The following is a 15718-nucleotide window of genomic DNA, read 5'->3' on the forward strand; positions in this document are numbered from 1 at the left end:
GATACGACAAACTCGCCGTCCGTTACCTGGCCACCGTCTACATCGCCGCCATCAACATCTGGCTCCGCGAACTCGAACGACACTTATGAGACACGGCCTAGCCGGTTGCGGCGGCTACGACGCGGTGGGGCTGGGTGTCGACGTCACGCAGACGGGGACGCGGCTGCGTACGGTCATGCTTGACGGTCCCTTGGCGTAGAGGCCCTTGAAGCCGTCACCCACCACGATGTCGACGCTGGAGTCCGTGCGGTTGTCGGCCACCGGGCGTTCGCCCTCGAGTTGCGCGAGCACGAGCTGGACCTCCGGCGCCTCGAGCGCCCGGCCACGCACCAGCACCTTGTCGACCCGGACTTCGCTCTCCTCGGTGGCGACCTTGCCGATCCGGAAGCCGCGCTTGCGGAGCTGATCGGCCGTCTGGCCGGCCAGGCCCTGGACCTTGCCGGCGTTGAAGACGTTCACGACGACCTGGTTGGACGCGATCCGCTGCCGTCCGTCGGCGGACGGCGTGTTGCAGACCTGCGTCGCCTCGTCCTGCCGGCCCTCGACGACGGCGTTCCAGCCGAAGTACGCCGCTCCGGAGAGGAGCCCGAGCAACAGGAGCAGGGTGATAGGACCGCGGATCCGGCGTCGTTTGCGGACCTGCGGCGCCCGGTACTCGGTGTCCCACGCCATCAGTTGAGCTTTCCAGTACGGCTACTTCTCGAGCCGTAGCACGCGGGCGTGCACGACCATGCGCTGATGGAGGGCCGCCCGGAGAGCGCGATGCAGCCCGTCCTCCAGATAGAGCTCGTTCTCCCATTCGACGACGTGGGCGAACAGGTCGCCGTAGTAGGTCGAGTCCTCAGCGAGCAGCGCTTCGAGGTCCAGGGTGCGCTTGGTGGTGACAAGTTGGTCGAGCCGGATCGGGCGTGGAGCCAGCTTGGCCCAGTCGCGTTGCGCCGCGCCATGCTCTGGGTAGGGCCGATGGTCTCCGACTCGTTTGAAGATCACAGGACCGCAGTGTAATGCCGCATTCCAGAACGTGTCCGGTCAGCTGCGGAACGGGCACTGTGTCAGTACCGATGACGGACCGGATGACGGACCGATCTCGGACCTGTGACGGCGGAGCCTGGCGTAGTAGGAAGGCAGTTATGAAGAAGCTGATCAACGATCCGGCCAACGTGGTTCCGGAGGCGCTGGCAGGCATGGCGGCCGCCCACGCCGACCTGATCGAGGTGCACACAGACCCCGACTACATCGTGCGCGCCGGCGGGCCGCGCCAGGGCAAGGTCGGCATCGTCTCGGGTGGAGGCAGCGGGCACGAGCCGATGCACGGCGGCTTCGTCGGGCTCGGCATGCTCGACGCCGCGTGCCCCGGTGCGGTGTTCACCTCGCCGACGCCCGACCCGATCGCCGACGCCACGAAGGCTGTGGACGGCGGTGCCGGCGTTCTCCACATCGTGAAGAACTACACGGGTGACGTGTTGAACTTCGAGACCGCGGCCGAGCTCGCCGCCGCCGAGGGGATCAGCGTGGAGGCCGTCGTGATCGACGACGACGTGGCCGTACGCGACAGTCTCTACACCGCCGGCCGGCGCGGGGTCGGAGCGACCGTGCTCGCCGAGAAGATCGTCGGTGCCGCCGCCGAACGCGGCGACGACCTGGCCGCGGTCAAGGCGCTCTGCGAGAAGGTCAACGCCCAGGCCCGTTCGATGGGCATGGCGCTGACGTCCTGCACCGTGCCGCACGCCGGCAAGCCGACGTTCGAGCTCGGCGAGCAGGAGATGGAGATCGGCATCGGCATCCACGGCGAGCCCGGGCGCGAGCGGCTGGCGCTGGAGCCCGCCAATCAGATCGTCGAACGTCTGCTGGCGCCGATCCTGGAGGACCTGCCGTTCGGCTCGGGTGACCGCACGCTGCTGTTCGTCAACGGCATGGGCGGGACGCCGCTGATCGAGCTCTACATCGCCTACGCCCACGCCGAGCAGGTGCTGGCCCGCCGCGGCATCACGGTCGAGCGCCGGCTGGTCGGCAACTACATCACCTCGCTCGAGATGCAGGGCATGTCGATCACGCTGCTGAAGGTCGACGACGAGCTGCTCGAGCTCTGGGACGCTCCCGTGCACACTCCCGCGCTGCGTTGGGGAGTATGACCACATGGGTGTGAGCAAGCAGGATTTCGTTGGCTGGATCCAGCGGTACGCCGAGGTGATCGCCGAAAACAAGGCCTATCTCGTCGAGCTCGACTCGGCGATCGGCGACGCCGACCACGGTGAAAACCTCGATCGCGGCATGCGGGCAGCGGTCGAGGCGCTCGCCGAGGTCGATCCTGGGACCCCCTCCGGCGTACTGAAGACCGTCGCGAGGCAGCTGATCTCCAAGGTCGGAGGTGCGGCCGGACCGTTGTACGGCACGGCGTTCCTGCGGGCCGGCGCGATCGCGGTCGACAAGCCGGAGCTCTCGCCCGCCGAGCTGTTCGAGGCGCTGCGCGCAGGCCTCGGCGGTGTGGTCGCCCGCGGCAAGGCCGAGCTCGGCGACAAGACGATGGTCGACGCCTGGACGCCGGCGGTGGAGGCGGGCGAGGCCGCGCTGGCCTCCGGCAAGGACCTTCCCGCGGCACTGTCGGCCGCGGCCGACGCGGCCGAGGAGGGCATGCGTGCGACGACTCCGCTGGTCGCGCGCAAGGGGCGGGCCAGCTACCTCGGCGAACGCAGCGCCGGGCACCAGGACCCCGGCGCGACGTCAACGGCACTGCTGTTCCGCGCGCTGGCCGACACGGTATGACCGTCGGGCTCGTCCTCGTCTCGCACGTGGCGCAGCTCGCTGAGGGAGTGCGGGAGCTGGCCGCGCAGATGGCGCCGGGGCTGGCGATCGAACCTGCCGGCGGCACCGACGAAGGCGGGATCGGCACGAGCTTCGAGAAGGTGCAGGCCGCGGTGTCGGCGGCCGACAGCGGCGATGGCGTCGTGCTGCTCTACGACCTGGGGTCGGCGCTGATGACCGCCGATCTGGTGCTCGAGCTGCTGGAGGAGGAGCAGCGGGAGCGGGTACGGATCGTCGACGCGCCGCTGGTCGAGGGCGCGCTCGCGGCGGCCGCGGTGGCGCAGCACGGAAGCCTGGACGAGGTGGTGGCGGCTGCTTCCGCTGCTGGCGGCCCTCCGGCGGGTGCGCCTGGCGCTGGTGGTGAGGAGCGGTTCACTCGGACTGCGGTGCTCCGGAACGCGGCGGGCTTGCACGCCCGCCCGGCGGCCGCTGTCGCGCGGCTGGCGGGTGAGCTGAACGCTTCGGTGACGATCGACGGCGTACCTGCCGTGAGCGTGCTCGGCGTTGTGGCGCTCGCCCTCCACGGCGGCGACGAGGTGGAGATCGGCGCGAGCTCCGAGGCAGCGCTGGAGCAGGTAACCGCGCTGGTCGAGAGCGGGTTCGGCGAACCCGCCGAGCCGCCGGCCGCCGCCGAGCGGCCCGCCGACGGCGGAGGTACGCCGGCGTCGCCCGGGCTCGCGGCCGGTCCCGCCGATGGTCCGGCTTCCGGCTCCGCCGCCGAACGTAAACGGCCGGCTGTAGATGCGTTGCCCGGGGTCGCGGGTGGTGCCGCCGGTCGTTCGGCGACCGGTCGTGGCGCCGGTGCGGGTACGCCGGCGTCGCCGGGGGTCGCGGTCGGTCCGGCCGTACAGCTGAGGCGGTCCGAGCCGGAGATACCGGAGCGTCCGGCGGCCGACCCTGCGGCCGAACGTGACCGGCTCGCCACCGCGCTCGGCCGCGCCGACGCGGACCTGGCTTCCCGCCCGGACGAGATCGCGGCCGCGCACCGGGCACTGCTGGCCGACCCCGCGCTGCGTGGGCAGGCCGAGGAGCGGATCGCCGCCGGCGCGAGCGCGGAGGCCGCCTGGTGGGCCGTCGTCCAGGCCGGGCGTGAGCTGCTGGCCGCCGCCGATCGCGCGGCCGACATCGAGGACGTCGGGCTGGCTGTGCTGGCCGCGCTGGGCGTTCCGACGTCCCGCGGCGTCGACCCCGGCCGCCTGCGCGGTGCGGTGGTCCTCGCCGGCGACCTGGTGCCGTCGGACGTACCCGCTCTGGCCGCGGCTGGCGTGGCGGGCATCGCGCTCGAGCGCGGCGGCCCGACAGCTCATGTGGCGATCCTGGCCAGAGGCCTGGACGTGCCGATGGTCGTACGCCTGGGCGAGCTCGACGTACCCGACGGCACCACCGTGATCGTCGACGGCACTACCGGCTCGCTGACCGCCGATCCGTCACCTGCCGAGCAGACAGCGGCCGAGAGCCGCGTCCGCGAACTGGCCGAGCAACGCGAGGAGGCGCTGGCCGCCGCCCGCGGCCCCGTGTCGGTCGGTGGCCGCCGGATCCTGGTCGCCGCGAACATCGCCGGCGTCGCCGAGGCCCGGGCGGCGGTCGATGCCGGCGCTGACGGCGTGGGCCTGCTGCGTACCGAGCTGCTCTACGTCGACCGCCCCGAACTGCCACGCGAGGACGAGCAGGCGGCCGAGCTCGCCGAGATCCTCACCGTCCTCGGGGACCGGCCCGTGACCATCCGCACCCTGGACGTCGGAGGCGACAAGCTGCTGCCGGCCCTGCACCTCGACCCGTGGCGGCACGGACCGCTGGGAGTGCGCGGGCTGCGGTACGGCCTGAGCCATCCGGAGCTGCTGCGCACCCAGCTCCGCGCGATCCTCCGCGCGTCGCACGGCCTGCCCGCGCAGGTTTCGGTGATGGCGCCGATGGTGACCGTGCCGGAGGAAGCCGTGGCCTTCAGACAGCTGGTGGCCGCAGCGGCCGCGAGCCTGGCCGCAGACGGAGTCGCCTACGCGGAACCGGCCGAGGTCGGCGTGATGGTGGAGGTGCCCGCGGCGGCGCTGCTGGCCGCCGAGCTCGGCGCGGTCGTCGATTTCGTGAGCGTGGGCAGCAACGACCTCACGCAGTACGTCCTGGCCGCCGACCGTACGAACGACGAGGTCGCCTTCACCGACGACCGTGCCGTCTGGCGGGCGATCGAGCTGGTCGCGCAGGGAGCGGCCAAGGCCGGTTGCCGGGTCGCGCTGTGTGGTGAGCTGGCCGCTATCCCCGCGGCGGCCGCCCGCCTGGTCGGCCTCGGCGTCGGTGAGCTGTCGATGGCGCCGGCGTCCATCCCCGCGGTGAAAGCCGCCCTCCGCGATCAGCCCGCTCGGCCCAGCTGACCGCCTCTACTGCGTGTCGATCTGGCGCTGCATGCGTTCGACGATGTCGGTGATGTCGATGCCCATCTGCTCGGTGTCGCGGAGAATTTCGGCCATCGACTCCTCGAACGCAGGCAGTTGCCCGAGGAGCTGCTCGGGATCCGGGGCACCGCCGCCGATCATCTCGGCCACGAGCTGCTGGGTCTGCGCCTGGGCGTCCTCACGGGCCACGTTGACCAGCCGGATGATCTCGGCGGACAGGTCGTCCGACGCGAGCCGCATCGCGCGGGGGTCGAGGTCGAGCTTCTGCAGGCCGTTCGCCTCGGAGAAGGCCACGGAGATCCGTTCGTCCTCACTGACGGCGGAACCGACGATCTCGGCCATCCGGCGCTGCATGTCCTCGACCTGGGCCATCCGCCCCTGCGCCGAACGCAGCATGTCGTCGGCGTCTCGAGTGAGATCGCCGAACACGTACTCTTCCGACACGACGTTCCTTCTCTCCTGCGAAGCAGCACTCACCAACCGGTCAGGAAGGCGAGCTTCTTGTCCTTGAGCTTGTCCCAGACGTCCCCGAGCGTCTGCTTCAGCGCGTTGCCCGCGTCGCCCATGGCGTCGTCGCCGAGGCGGTAGGCATCGCTCAGCACGGCCTGGGCCGACCGGGCGGCGACGAGCGACGCGCCCACGAGGCCGACCTTGACCATGATCTCGTCCATCAACTGCACGGTCTTACGCAGGATCTTCGCCAGCGTGGTTCCGATGTTGCGGATCGCGGTCGCCACGCCCTGACCGAACGGGATGGCCATAGCGACCCAGAACGCCGCCGCCATCACGGCCATCGCGGTGGCCAGCGCGGCGCAGATGGCGTGCTGGACGAACCGGAGCGTGCCGATCACCGAGGTGATCATGGCGATCTCCTCGCACAGGCAGCAGGTGTTGACCACGCTGTCGCGGTATTTGCGGAGCCGCTCGGAGAACGCCTTCTGGTCGTTGGCCTGCCACACATCGGGAGTGATGCTGTAGTAGGACTTGTTGAGCGCATCGAGGTAGTCGCGGGCGGTCTGGCCGGACTCGTGGATGCGCCCGCAGGCGTGCAGCATCGCGCCGGTGTCGGTGACGACCAGCTTGAGCCGCATCGGAACGCTGAGCAGCATGCCGCCGAGCGCCGTCGACTGCCCGGCGATCGAGACCGACTTCTGCAGGCGTTCCAGGTTGGCGATCCTGCCGAGCACCTGCTTCATGAAGATGCCGCTCTTGTCGGCGGGGATCGGCAGCAGCAGCTCGGGCCAGACCGAGCACGCCACGAGTGAGGAGACGAACGCGGTCGTGCCCAGCGTCTTGCCCGAGCTGAAGGCGCCCGCCATCGAGTCGTAGTTGTTGCTCATGGTGTGTATCCCCCCTGCTGACCGGAAGCGGTGTCCTCGATCTCCTGCCACTTCTGGGCGATCCGCTGCAGCGCGCTGTTGAGCTCGCCTGCTTCTTCCTGCTTGGTGTCCCACGCCTGCTCGGCGTATTCGGATCCGAAGAAGAACGCCATGACGACCGGGAAGCCACCGCCCTGTCCGGCCTGCTTCATCTGCTCCTGCGCTTCGACGGCCATGCTCTTGGCCTGCGGCAGGGTGCCGTCGGCTTCTTTCTGGATGTCCTTGCCGAGTTTCTCGATGAAGTCTCGGTCGATGACCCGTTCTCCCATGCCGGAAGCATAGGACGCGGTGCACCTGTGGATAGCTGTTCTGTCCACTGCTGTGGATAACCGTTCGCCACTATGGTGAGGCCCGTGGGCTACACGCTGCTCCAGGCCAATACACATCCGGACGACTTGGACGACGCCATCCGCCTGCTCGATCCGGGTTGGACCGGCGGCCAGGCGATCGACCACTCCGACTTCTGGGTCACGGCGCCGATGCCGGAGAGCGCAGCGACCGTGCTCGCGCCACAGCTCGCGCCAATGCTCGGAAAGCGGGTCGTCGTGGTGTCCGTCGCCGATGCCGGCGCCGAAACGGACGACAGCTGCCGCCTCTGGCTGGCCCAGCCGGGCAGCAGCCCGGACGATCCGCCGGTCGGCCCGATCGACGGCCGCGACCCTGCACTCGTCAGTACGTTGGCGTCGGCGTTCTTCAAGCGCGACGGCGACGAGCTGACCGCGGCGCTGACCGCGCGGAAGCCTCCGGCCGAAAGGCACCGCGACGTCGCCAAGCTGCTCGGCCTGCCCCGGCCGGACCTCGAGTCGCTGCATCGCCAGCCGGGCGTCGTCGTGGTCTGGGCGCCGCCGAACGACGTGCGGAGCCGGCTGGTCGTCGACGGTCATGGCGCCTGGCTGCTGCCGTGGGACCGGGACATCACGCTGGTCGTGCCGGACGGTACGGGCTGGGCGCCCAGGGCCGGCACGTTCGCCGGCGCTGTCGAACGCGCCGGAGATCGTACGGTGCCGTGGGTCGCGGTCGGCTGGGGAGAGCAGGCCAGGCTCTGGGGCCGCGGCAAGTCCGGAAAGGTCGAGCTGAAGCTCGACGAGCAGGAGCCGAAGCGCGGCGAGTCGGCCGCGGCCGCTCTTGCCAAGCTGCTGGGACGTCCCGAGCTGGAGGCCCCGGCCAGGCAGGCGCTCTCGCCGGGTCAGCCGGCCCGCCGCGGCAGCCAGGTGCTGCACAGCCTCGGAATCGAGGGCGTACCCGAGGGCGCGACCGTCGAGCAGCTCGCCGCCTGGGCGGCGGAGCAGGACGGCGCCGTACAGCTGCCGGCCAGACCGGGTACGTCGCTGGCTGCCCGCCGGCCCGACGTGGCCGAGGTCATCACGCGGTTCCGCCGCCGGAGGACGATCCGGCGGGTGCGGCTGGCCTGCGGTGTGGTCGAGTTCGCCGCGTGGTGGGGCTTGGTGTGGGTGGTGCTGGACGGCCCGTGGATCCTGGCCGTACCGGTAGGCGTGCTGATCGCGGGCATGATCCTGGCCCGGATGGGGCTCAAGCGGATGCTTCCGCAGCCCCGGAAGTGACATTCAGCGCGGGTACGGCCCCTGCGGCCCCTGCGGAGGACCGTACGGGTTCGGCGCTCCCTGGGGACCGGGGCCGGGTGGCTGCGCGTACGGGTTGGGCGGCCACGGCGACGACCAGACCTGGGCCAGCGCCTGCGGATGACCGTGTGCCCGGGCACGGGCGTCGGTGAGAGCCTGGACGAGCTCGTGCTGCCAGCGCTCGCTGTCGCGGCCGGCGACGCCGCGGGCGATGCGGTCGCGTAGGAACGCGAGCTCGGTGACGGCCGTTTGGTAGTCGCGGATGGCCTTCGCGGCCTCCTTGCCGGCCTGCCGCTCGACCGCGGCCCGCCAGCTGCGCCGGCCCGCGAGGCTGGTCAGCGGCTGCACCTCGTCCGGAGCGATCCAGCCGGCTGCCACCATGCCCGCCAGTTGCGTCGCGACGATGCGCTGCTCGCGCCGGCGCTGCCAGATCACGATCACGACCATCGCGACGAAGACCGGCACCATGATCAGGACGTAGACGTAGATGAAGCCGGCGCCCTCGAAGATCAGCGTCGAACCGTTCCAGAGCCCGTGCAGGATCATCGCGCCGATGTAGCCGAGCACCGGGGCGATGAACCGCACCGCCGGGTTGGCCGTCCGGGCGGCGATGCCGATCCCGATGCCGGTCATCGAGGTGAAGATCGGGTGGGCGAACGGGCCGAGCACGCAGCGCATGAAGAACAGGAACAGGCCGCCGCCCAGGCCGGACTCGCCGAACGCCGATCCGAGGTAGCCGATGTTCTCGACGAACGCGAATCCGAGCCCGACGAACCCGGCGTAGACGATGCCGTCGAGGATCCCGTCGAACTCCTTCCGGCGCCGCCAGAACACCAGCAGGATGAACAGGCCCTTGCAGAACTCCTCCACCACCGGCGCCGTGACTGCGAGGCCGAGGGCGTCGGCGTTCTCGGGTCCGAGCGTCGCCTCCCAGGCGTGATCGAGCAGCAGGCTCCCGATCAGCGCCGTGATCACCGAGATCGTCGCGCCCCACAGGAACGCGGCGAGCAGCAGCCGCCCCGGCTCCGGCTCCCAGCGGTCGATCCACAGGTAGACCCCGACCACCGGCAGGACCGGCACGAACGCGAACAAGGTCGCGATCACGCCGGGCACGATGCCGATGCCCAGGACGAGTACGCCGACGATGATGACGCCGAGCACGGCCATGATGACCAGCAGTGCGACGGGTACGAAGACCTGCTTGCGCTGCTGCCGCATCCAGGGCTGGTGGACGAAGCCGGGAGCAGGTTCGTAGCCAGGGCCAGGATTCTGGTACGGCCCAGGGCCGCTCGGGAAGGTCACGAGATCGCCCTTTCGGCCGGGTACGACGGTGGCGAAGCAGAGGAAGAATGAGACTACCGCGTGCATGCCCGCCCACCGGAGAAGACACGATGACCGCGAGTTCTGGGCTGCGTGTTCGCACCTTTCGTGACACAAACGTGCGCTCCGTGGGCGTCGTAGGCAAAGAGACCTGCTCATGAGATGAATGTGAGGAAACCTCCTTGCCTGCCCCGCTCCTGATATCCGCACTCACTGTCACGGCCTTGGGCCTGACCTCGATCACACCGGCGCCGGTGTGGACAGAATCGCCGACCGGACAGGCATCGGCGATTCTCTATCGCGTCGAAGCCACCGGCGGCTCGATGTGGACGGTCGGCATCGAGTTGAACGGCGGCTTCGCGCCGCTCGCACTCCGCCGAGACGGCACACGATGGACGAAGCCGGAACAGCCGTTCGCGAGCGGCCGGCTCGACGACCTCGCGGTGACGGCGCGGGACGACGTTTGGGCCGTGGGCTCGACGCCGGACGCCGTCGAGTCGAAGCCCGTGCTAGAGCACTGGGACGGCTCTGCCTGGACGATCGTGCAGGCACCCGAGCTGCCGCCCGGCGAGTACGGCGGCTTCAGCGCAGTCGCCACGGCCGGACCCGATCAGGACGTCTGGGTGTACGGCTCGAGCGCCCCGGTCGGCGAGGACTGGCGGCAGTTGCTCTACCGCTATCGGGATGGTCGCTGGACCCCGGTCGATCTCGCAGGCACCGAGCACATCCTGGCCGCGTGGGACCTGAACCCCATCACGCCCGACAACGTCTGGCTGTGGGGTGTCGGCGGCATCGCGCACTTCGACGGCACGTCCTGGAAGCAGGCCGAGCTGCCAGGTGATACGGGCGAGCGCCATATCAACATCCAGGATGTCGTGGTCCGCGCGGACGACGACATCTGGGCGGTCGGGCATCGTCCCGACGACGAACTGTGGAGGCGACCGCTCGTCCTGCACTTCGACGGCAGGAGCTGGACCGAGATCCCCTCACCCGCCATCACCGGCCAGCTGCACGGGATCGAGTTCCTGCGCGGCCGGCCGATCGCTGTCGGCGAGAATCCGCAGACGACCGAGACCCTGGTCCTCGGGCTGGACTGCGACAGGTTCGTGCGTACCTCGGAACCGCCGAACGCCGGCTCGCTCTACGGCTCGGTCATCGACGGAGGCCGGCTGTGGGCGGTCGGGACCGGCGCCCCGGAGCCCGGCACGGTGCCCCGCGCCTACGTGGCCAGCGCGAAGTAGAAGGAGAAATCAGCCGCTGAGGCCGATCGGCGACAGCGCGGAGCAACAACGGTGTGGATGAGATCTACCGGTTTCGTCCACACCGATCGCGTCCCGCCTTGAGAGAGATGGCGGAGGATAGGGGATTCGAACCCCTGAGAGGTCTCCCTCAACCCGCTTTCCAAGCGAGCGCCCTAGGCCACTAGGCGAATCCTCCGCGCGGAAGACTACCTGGTCGCACGCGTGCGTGCGAATCGCGGGCTGCGTCGCACGCGTGCGACCGATCGCATAGACTGGCGCAGCCTCCTGCGCGGCGGCATCTCGCCCAACTCCCCCAGGGCCGGAAGGCAGCAAGGGTAAGCGAGCTCTACCGGGTGCGCAGGGGGTTTTCTTGTATCCTCTCTCGTCTCCGATGGAAAACCCGACGCGTGACGAGATGATCACGGTGGCGCTCGGTCTGGTTCGAGACCGAGGCGTCGCCGGAGTTTCTGTCCGCCGGCTGGCGACCGCGCTGGACTGCCCGGCGTCTGCTCTGTACCAGTTCGTCGCCAACAAGGACGAGCTGCTCACGCTCCTCTGGGACGAGGTCATCGGCACCGTCGGGCTGCCGCAGCCCAGCCAGGAGCACTGGCGGCAGACGATCGTCGACGCCGCGCAGGCGATCAGACGATCTCTGCTGCCGTACGTCTCGCTCTACGACGTGATGCGCGAGCGGCCGATGGCCGGCACCCACACGGTCCGCTTCTACGAGCGCGGGCTCGGCATCTTCACCGAGGCCGGCTTCGACCTCGACGACATCCAGCCGCTGTGGGACATGCTGATCGACCTGGTGCTGGCGTTCGTGTCGTACGAGCGGGCCTGGATCGAGCACCGTTCCGACGTCCAGGTCGACGACCGGGAGATCGCGGAGTTCTACAAGGGCCTGTTCGAGGACCTGCCGCCCGAGGAGTACCCCTACTTCCGCGCGCTCGGCGGCCGGTTCAAGCTGAAGTCGCGCGACATGGACGGCTGGTTCGACCGTGCGATCGTGCTCCTGGTCGACGGGATCGCCGCCCAGCATCCGACTGTCCGTGCCTCCGGCTAGGGTCGGTCCCGTGAACGCGCCGCTTGCTCTTTACCGCAGATACCGGCCGGACAACTACGCCGACGTGATCGGCCAGGAACACGTCACCGAGCCGCTGCAGCGTGCGCTGCGCAACAACCGCGTCAACCACGCCTACCTCTTCTCCGGCCCGCGTGGTTGCGGCAAGACGACCAGCGCCCGCATCCTGGCCCGCTGCCTCAACTGCGAGCAGGGGCCCACCCCGACGCCGTGTGGTGAGTGCCGCAGCTGCACCGACCTGGCCCGTGGCGGGCCCGGCTCGATCGACGTGATCGAGATCGACGCCGCGAGCCACGGTGGTGTCGACGATGCCCGCGACCTGCGCGAGCGGGCGTTCTTCGCGCCCGTCTCCTCGCACTACAAGATCTACATCGTCGACGAGGCTCACATGGTCACCACGCAGGGCTTCAACGCCCTGCTGAAGCTCGTCGAGGAGCCGCCCGAGCACCTCAAGTTCATCTTCGCCACCACCGAGCCCGACAAGGTCATCGGCACGATCCGGTCGCGCACCCACCACTATCCGTTCCGGCTGGTGCCGCCGAGGGTGCTGTCCGACTACCTCGCCTACCTCTGCAAGCAGGAGGGCGTGTCGATCGATCCGGCCGTGTTGCCGCTGGTCGTACGCGCCGGCGGCGGTTCCGTGCGCGACACGCTGTCGGTCCTCGACCAGCTGATGGGCGGCGCCGGCGACGACGGCGTGACCTATGCGCACGCTGTCGGGCTGCTCGGCTACACCCACGATTCGCTGCTCGACGAGATCGTCGACGCGCTGGCGGCCCACGACGGCGCGGCCGTGTTCGCCAGCGTCGACAAGGTGATCGAGTCCGGGCAGGATCCGAAGCGGTTCGCCGAAGACCTGCTGCACCGGCTGCGCGACCTGGTGATCCTCTCCGCGGTGCCCGACGCCGCGACCAGCGGACTGCTCGAAGGGCCCGCCGACCAGGCCGAACGACTGGCCGGGCAGGCGGCCCGGTTCGGCACGGCCGCGCTCACCAGGGCGGCGTCGGAGATCAACGACGCCCTGATCGAGATGCGCGGTGCGACCGCGCCGCGGCTCCACCTCGAGCTGCTGTGCGCCAGGGTCCTGCTGCCGGCGGCCGACGACAGCGCGCTCGGGCTGGGCGCGCGGCTCGACCGGCTGGAACGCCGGCTGTCGATCGGCGGTGGGGCGCCTGACCCAGGTGGTGCGGCGCCCGCGCCCGTACCGGCGCCCGCTGCGCAAGCTCCGTCTGTCTCCGCGCCGGCGGCCGAGGCTCCGGCGGCGCGGGCGAGTCAGGCTCCGCCCCAGGCACCGGCCGAACGGCCGGCACAGCAGCGGCCAGCGGCCCAGCAGCCCTCGGCGCCCGCCGCCGACAGCGGTGGTGGTGGTGGCTGGGACAGCCAGCCCGCGGCATCCGCGCCGGCCGCCGCCGGATCCGGTGTAGCCGCTTGGGACGACGCACCGTCAGCCCCGGCGCAGCAGCAACCCCCGGCCCAGCAGCCCTCGGCACCTGCCGCCGACAGCGGTGGTGGTGGATGGGACAACCAGCCCGCGCCGGCCGCCCAGCCGCAGCCGGCGCAGCAAACCCCAGCCGGCGGCCCGCCGTCCGGTGAGGCGGGCTCGCTGTCGATCGCCGACGTACGCCGGGTCTGGCCCGAGATACTCGAGGACGTCAAGGGTCGTCGCCGCTTCACCTGGAGCCTGCTGAGCTCCAACGCCCAGGTCAACGGCCTCCACGGCGACACCCTCACCATCGCCCTGGTCAATGCCGGCGCCCGCGACTCGTTCGCCCGTAGCGGCAGCGAAGACATCCTGCGCGAGGCATTACGCAGCGTGCTCGGCGTCAACTGGCGAATCGACGCGATCGTGGACCCTAGCGCCGGCGCCGGCCGCACAGGCGGATCACCGGCGCCGGCCCCGGCACAGTCCCAGGCTCCAGCCCAACCACAAGGCCCGCCCGCGCAGCCGGCCGCAAACCCCCCGGGCTGGGACGACCAGCCGGCGGCGCCGGCACCCCAGCCCAGCCCGTCCGAGCCCCCGACCGCTCCACCCGGCGCACCCCAGGCAGCCGGCCGGCCGCAGGCGCAACCGCAGTCCGCGCAGCGCCCACCCGCCGAGGCAGCTCGCCCCGCGGCCGCGCCGCCGCCGGACGAACCCCCACCCCCACCCGACCCCGAGGAATACATCGACCGCGACACCGACCTGCCGATCTCCGAAGCACCCTCGACCCACACCGAGCTCCTCACCCGCGAACTCGGCGCCGAAATCATCGACTAGCCAGCGGTGCTTCAGGTGGCAGGCGCCTGAGACGGCACCCCCCGACTGGCCGGCTGCCGCTCCTCGCGCCGCGTGTCCTGGCTGATGCCGGCGGCACTGCGCTCACCTGTTGCCGCCGCGGTGCTCGCGTGTCACGCGGGCGCGATCGGCGAGGGCTGGTGCGCCCCCATGTTCTGGCGGCGCGGCCGCGGCCCTCGTGCGGGCTTCGTCTCCCGCCATCTTCGGCGGCTGTGTCGCGCCGTGTTCACCACCGCCTTGCCAAGCGAGCGGCCTGATGCACGCTCGGCTGCGTGCGGGCGTGACCGGGCTCCGAAAGCTCTCCCAGCAGGTCAGGCAGATCGGCGGGGCAGGAGGAGCACGACGCCTCTCGCCACGGGGGCGGGACGCGGCAAGACTGAGAAGTGTCCAACCCGTTGCCTGGTTGGCTGTCTCTGGAGGAACTGATGTTCCGGAGATCGCGTCCTCACAGCCGCCCCCGCCGGACCGGCGCTGCCCTGCTCGCGTCGATCGCGGTTGTGGTCGCGGCTGTTCTGCTCGCGACGATGAGTAACATCGTTGCCGCTCCGCAGGCCGCTGCGGCGACGAAGTACGTCTATCTGTCGTTCGACGACGGTCCGAACACGACCTATACCCCGCAGATCGTGCAGATCCTGCATGACTACGGTGTGCGGGCCACGTTCTTCGAGGTGGGGCAGAACGTCGCTGCCCATCCGACCGTTACGCTGCGGGTTCACACGAACGGTAACAGCGTTCAGAACCACACCTGGTCGCACGTCGACCTGACGAAGGTCACGTGGACGACGTTCAAGTCGCAGGTCGTCAACACCGATGCCGCGATCAAGAAGCAGACCGGCTACACACCTCGCTGCCTGCGACCGCCGTACGGCGCCGTCAACAGCACGGTCCGCTCGCGGGCGGCGGCGCTCGGAAAGACGATCCGGCTGTGGACCGTCGACCCGCGCGACTGGTCGCGGCCTGGGACCTCGGTGATCGTCAGCCGGGTTCTCGACAATGTACGCAGCGGATCCATCGTGCTGCTGCACGACGGCGGCGGGAACCGGAGCCAGACCGTCGCCGCGCTTCCGACCATCCTGAAGACGCTCAAAGCGCGCGGCTACGTCTTCTACCGGTTGTGGTGCAGCTGACCGGCGAGCTTCTGGTCGCCCGTCGAGCCGTCCACGAACACCGAGCCGGCGAGGGTCCAAGCCCTCGTCGGCCCTGTGTCGGTCGCACACCTTAAGCTCTTCGTACGGCTCGCTCCCGACGACCAGGAGGCCATCGTGTTCCCCGGCGGAACGCCAGACATGTCCGAGCTGCTCCAGCAGGCGCAGCAGATGCAGCAGCAGCTGATGTCCGCCCAGGCCGAGCTCGCCGAGTCCGAGGTCAAGGGCACCTCCGGCGGCGGCCTGGTCGTCGCGACCGTGAGCGGCACCGGTGAGCTGCGCTCCCTCGACATCAAGCCCGAGGCCGTCGACCCCGACGACGTCGAGACGCTGTCCGACCTGATCGTCGCCGCGGTGCACGATGCGACCGCCAACGCCCAGGCACTGCAGGCCAGCAAGCTGGGTCCGATGGCCAACATGTTCGGCGGCGGCGCGGGTGGCCCCGGCGGCCCTGGTGGTCTCCCCGGCATGCCAGGCACGCCCGGCCTGCCGGGCTGACGAAAGGGGC

General features: G+C 70.4%; 15 protein-coding genes, 1 tRNA gene and 1 other RNA gene. 10 read left to right on the forward strand and 7 right to left on the reverse strand.

Features of this window, described 5'->3' with window-relative positions; all coding sequences use genetic code 11:
• Positions 1–114 precede the first annotated feature (114 nt).
• Together ACYVF6_RS01245 and ACYVF6_RS01250 are read right to left on the reverse strand one after the other, a co-directional pair.
• Positions 115–672 (reverse strand): LytR C-terminal domain-containing protein, encoded by a 558-nt coding sequence (locus tag ACYVF6_RS01245; RefSeq protein WP_460514791.1) that lies wholly within the window; start codon positions 670–672, stop codon positions 115–117.
• 21 nt (positions 673–693) lie between these two features.
• The gene (locus ACYVF6_RS01250; RefSeq protein WP_460514792.1) at positions 694–990 is read right to left on the reverse strand and encodes a type II toxin-antitoxin system VapB family antitoxin; all 297 of its coding nucleotides are present in this window, start codon (positions 988–990) and stop codon (positions 694–696) included.
• Between the two features lie 140 nt (positions 991–1130).
• On the opposite strand from ACYVF6_RS01250, the gene dhaK reads away from it, so the two are divergent.
• From dhaK to dhaM, 3 genes are read left to right on the forward strand one after another with little or no spacing between them, the layout of a single operon-like run.
• Positions 1131–2132, forward strand: coding sequence for a dihydroxyacetone kinase subunit DhaK (gene dhaK / locus ACYVF6_RS01255; RefSeq protein WP_460514794.1), 1002 nt, complete (start codon positions 1131–1133; stop codon positions 2130–2132).
• A 4-nt stretch (positions 2133–2136) separates the two neighbouring features.
• Positions 2137–2763: a dihydroxyacetone kinase subunit L gene (dhaL, locus tag ACYVF6_RS01260; RefSeq protein WP_460514796.1), complete on the forward strand. Its 627-nt coding sequence runs from the start codon at positions 2137–2139 to the stop codon at positions 2761–2763.
• Positions 2760–5168: a dihydroxyacetone kinase phosphoryl donor subunit DhaM gene (dhaM, locus tag ACYVF6_RS01265; protein WP_460514798.1), complete on the forward strand. Its 2409-nt coding sequence runs from the start codon at positions 2760–2762 to the stop codon at positions 5166–5168. The genes dhaL and dhaM overlap by 4 nt, the downstream gene beginning before the upstream one ends.
• A gap of 6 nt (positions 5169–5174) precedes the next feature.
• Here dhaM and ACYVF6_RS01270 read toward each other — a convergent pair whose 3' ends face one another.
• The 3 genes from ACYVF6_RS01270 to ACYVF6_RS01280 are packed head-to-tail and all read right to left on the reverse strand — an operon-like array spanning position 5175 to position 6837.
• Complete coding sequence (locus tag ACYVF6_RS01270) at positions 5175–5633, reverse strand: YbaB/EbfC family nucleoid-associated protein (protein WP_460514800.1); 459 nt, start codon at positions 5631–5633, stop codon at positions 5175–5177.
• A 29-nt stretch (positions 5634–5662) separates the two neighbouring features.
• Positions 5663–6529, reverse strand: a complete 867-nt coding sequence (locus ACYVF6_RS01275) for a hypothetical protein (protein WP_460514802.1) — start codon at positions 6527–6529, stop codon at positions 5663–5665.
• On the reverse strand, positions 6526–6837 hold the full coding sequence (locus ACYVF6_RS01280; RefSeq protein WP_460514804.1) for a hypothetical protein: 312 nt from the start codon (positions 6835–6837) through the stop codon (positions 6526–6528). Before ACYVF6_RS01280 ends, ACYVF6_RS01275 begins: the two co-directional genes overlap by 4 nt.
• Positions 6838–6921: 84 nt before the next feature.
• Between ACYVF6_RS01280 and ACYVF6_RS01285 the strand changes: the two genes are divergently transcribed.
• A complete protein-coding gene (locus ACYVF6_RS01285; RefSeq protein WP_460514806.1) occupies positions 6922–8130 on the forward strand; it encodes a hypothetical protein in 1209 nt (402 codons plus the stop codon).
• 3 nt (positions 8131–8133) lie between these two features.
• Here ACYVF6_RS01285 and ACYVF6_RS01290 read toward each other — a convergent pair whose 3' ends face one another.
• Positions 8134–9516: a PrsW family intramembrane metalloprotease gene (locus ACYVF6_RS01290; protein WP_460514808.1), complete on the reverse strand. Its 1383-nt coding sequence runs from the start codon at positions 9514–9516 to the stop codon at positions 8134–8136.
• 176 nt (positions 9517–9692) lie between these two features.
• Here ACYVF6_RS01290 and ACYVF6_RS01295 point away from each other — a divergent pair, with 176 nt between their 5' ends.
• Positions 9693–10709, forward strand: coding sequence for a hypothetical protein (locus tag ACYVF6_RS01295; protein ID WP_460514810.1), 1017 nt, complete (start codon positions 9693–9695; stop codon positions 10707–10709).
• A 108-nt stretch (positions 10710–10817) separates the two neighbouring features.
• Here ACYVF6_RS01295 and ACYVF6_RS01300 read toward each other — a convergent pair.
• Positions 10818–10905: transfer RNA gene (locus tag ACYVF6_RS01300), tRNA-Ser, on the reverse strand.
• 80 nt (positions 10906–10985) lie between these two features.
• Between ACYVF6_RS01300 and ffs the strand changes: the two genes are divergently transcribed.
• From ffs to ACYVF6_RS01325, 5 genes are all read left to right on the forward strand, one after another.
• Positions 10986–11082, forward strand: an RNA gene (gene ffs / locus ACYVF6_RS01305) — signal recognition particle sRNA small type.
• Between the two features lie 18 nt (positions 11083–11100).
• Positions 11101–11772 (forward strand): TetR/AcrR family transcriptional regulator C-terminal domain-containing protein, encoded by a 672-nt coding sequence (locus ACYVF6_RS01310; RefSeq protein ID WP_460514812.1) that lies wholly within the window; start codon positions 11101–11103, stop codon positions 11770–11772.
• Positions 11773–11782: 10 nt separating this feature from the next.
• On the forward strand, positions 11783–14047 hold the full coding sequence (locus ACYVF6_RS01315; RefSeq protein WP_460514813.1) for a DNA polymerase III subunit gamma and tau: 2265 nt from the start codon (positions 11783–11785) through the stop codon (positions 14045–14047).
• A 542-nt stretch (positions 14048–14589) separates the two neighbouring features.
• Positions 14590–15192 (forward strand): polysaccharide deacetylase family protein, encoded by a 603-nt coding sequence (locus ACYVF6_RS01320; protein WP_460514815.1) that lies wholly within the window; start codon positions 14590–14592, stop codon positions 15190–15192.
• 159 nt (positions 15193–15351) lie between these two features.
• Positions 15352–15708 (forward strand): YbaB/EbfC family nucleoid-associated protein, encoded by a 357-nt coding sequence (locus ACYVF6_RS01325; RefSeq protein WP_460514817.1) that lies wholly within the window; start codon positions 15352–15354, stop codon positions 15706–15708.
• The last annotated feature ends 10 nt before the right edge of the window (positions 15709–15718 follow it).

It is taken from the genome of Flindersiella endophytica (genome assembly GCF_054779015.1).

What these genes read in the sequence shown, in the direction of transcription:
- ACYVF6_RS01320 (WP_460514815.1), top strand. Translation starts at nt 14,590, where the DNA reads ATGAGTAACATCGTTGCCGCTCCGCAGGCCGCTGCGGCGACGAAGTAC.
- dhaK (WP_460514794.1), top strand. Translation starts at nt 1,131, where the DNA reads ATGAAGAAGCTGATCAACGATCCGGCCAACGTGGTTCCGGAGGCGCTG.
- dhaM (WP_460514798.1), top strand. Translation starts at nt 2,760, where the DNA reads ATGACCGTCGGGCTCGTCCTCGTCTCGCACGTGGCGCAGCTCGCTGAG.
- dhaL (WP_460514796.1), top strand. Translation starts at nt 2,137, where the DNA reads ATGGGTGTGAGCAAGCAGGATTTCGTTGGCTGGATCCAGCGGTACGCC.
- ACYVF6_RS01280 (WP_460514804.1), bottom strand. Translation starts at nt 6,837, where the DNA reads ATGGGAGAACGGGTCATCGACCGAGACTTCATCGAGAAACTCGGCAAG.
- ACYVF6_RS01275 (WP_460514802.1), bottom strand. Translation starts at nt 6,529, where the DNA reads ATGAGCAACAACTACGACTCGATGGCGGGCGCCTTCAGCTCGGGCAAG.
- ACYVF6_RS01310 (WP_460514812.1), top strand. Translation starts at nt 11,101, where the DNA reads ATGGAAAACCCGACGCGTGACGAGATGATCACGGTGGCGCTCGGTCTG.
- ACYVF6_RS01245 (WP_460514791.1), bottom strand. Translation starts at nt 672, where the DNA reads ATGGCGTGGGACACCGAGTACCGGGCGCCGCAGGTCCGCAAACGACGC.
- ACYVF6_RS01290 (WP_460514808.1), bottom strand. Translation starts at nt 9,516, where the DNA reads ATGCACGCGGTAGTCTCATTCTTCCTCTGCTTCGCCACCGTCGTACCC.
- ACYVF6_RS01325 (WP_460514817.1), top strand. Translation starts at nt 15,352, where the DNA reads ATGTCCGAGCTGCTCCAGCAGGCGCAGCAGATGCAGCAGCAGCTGATG.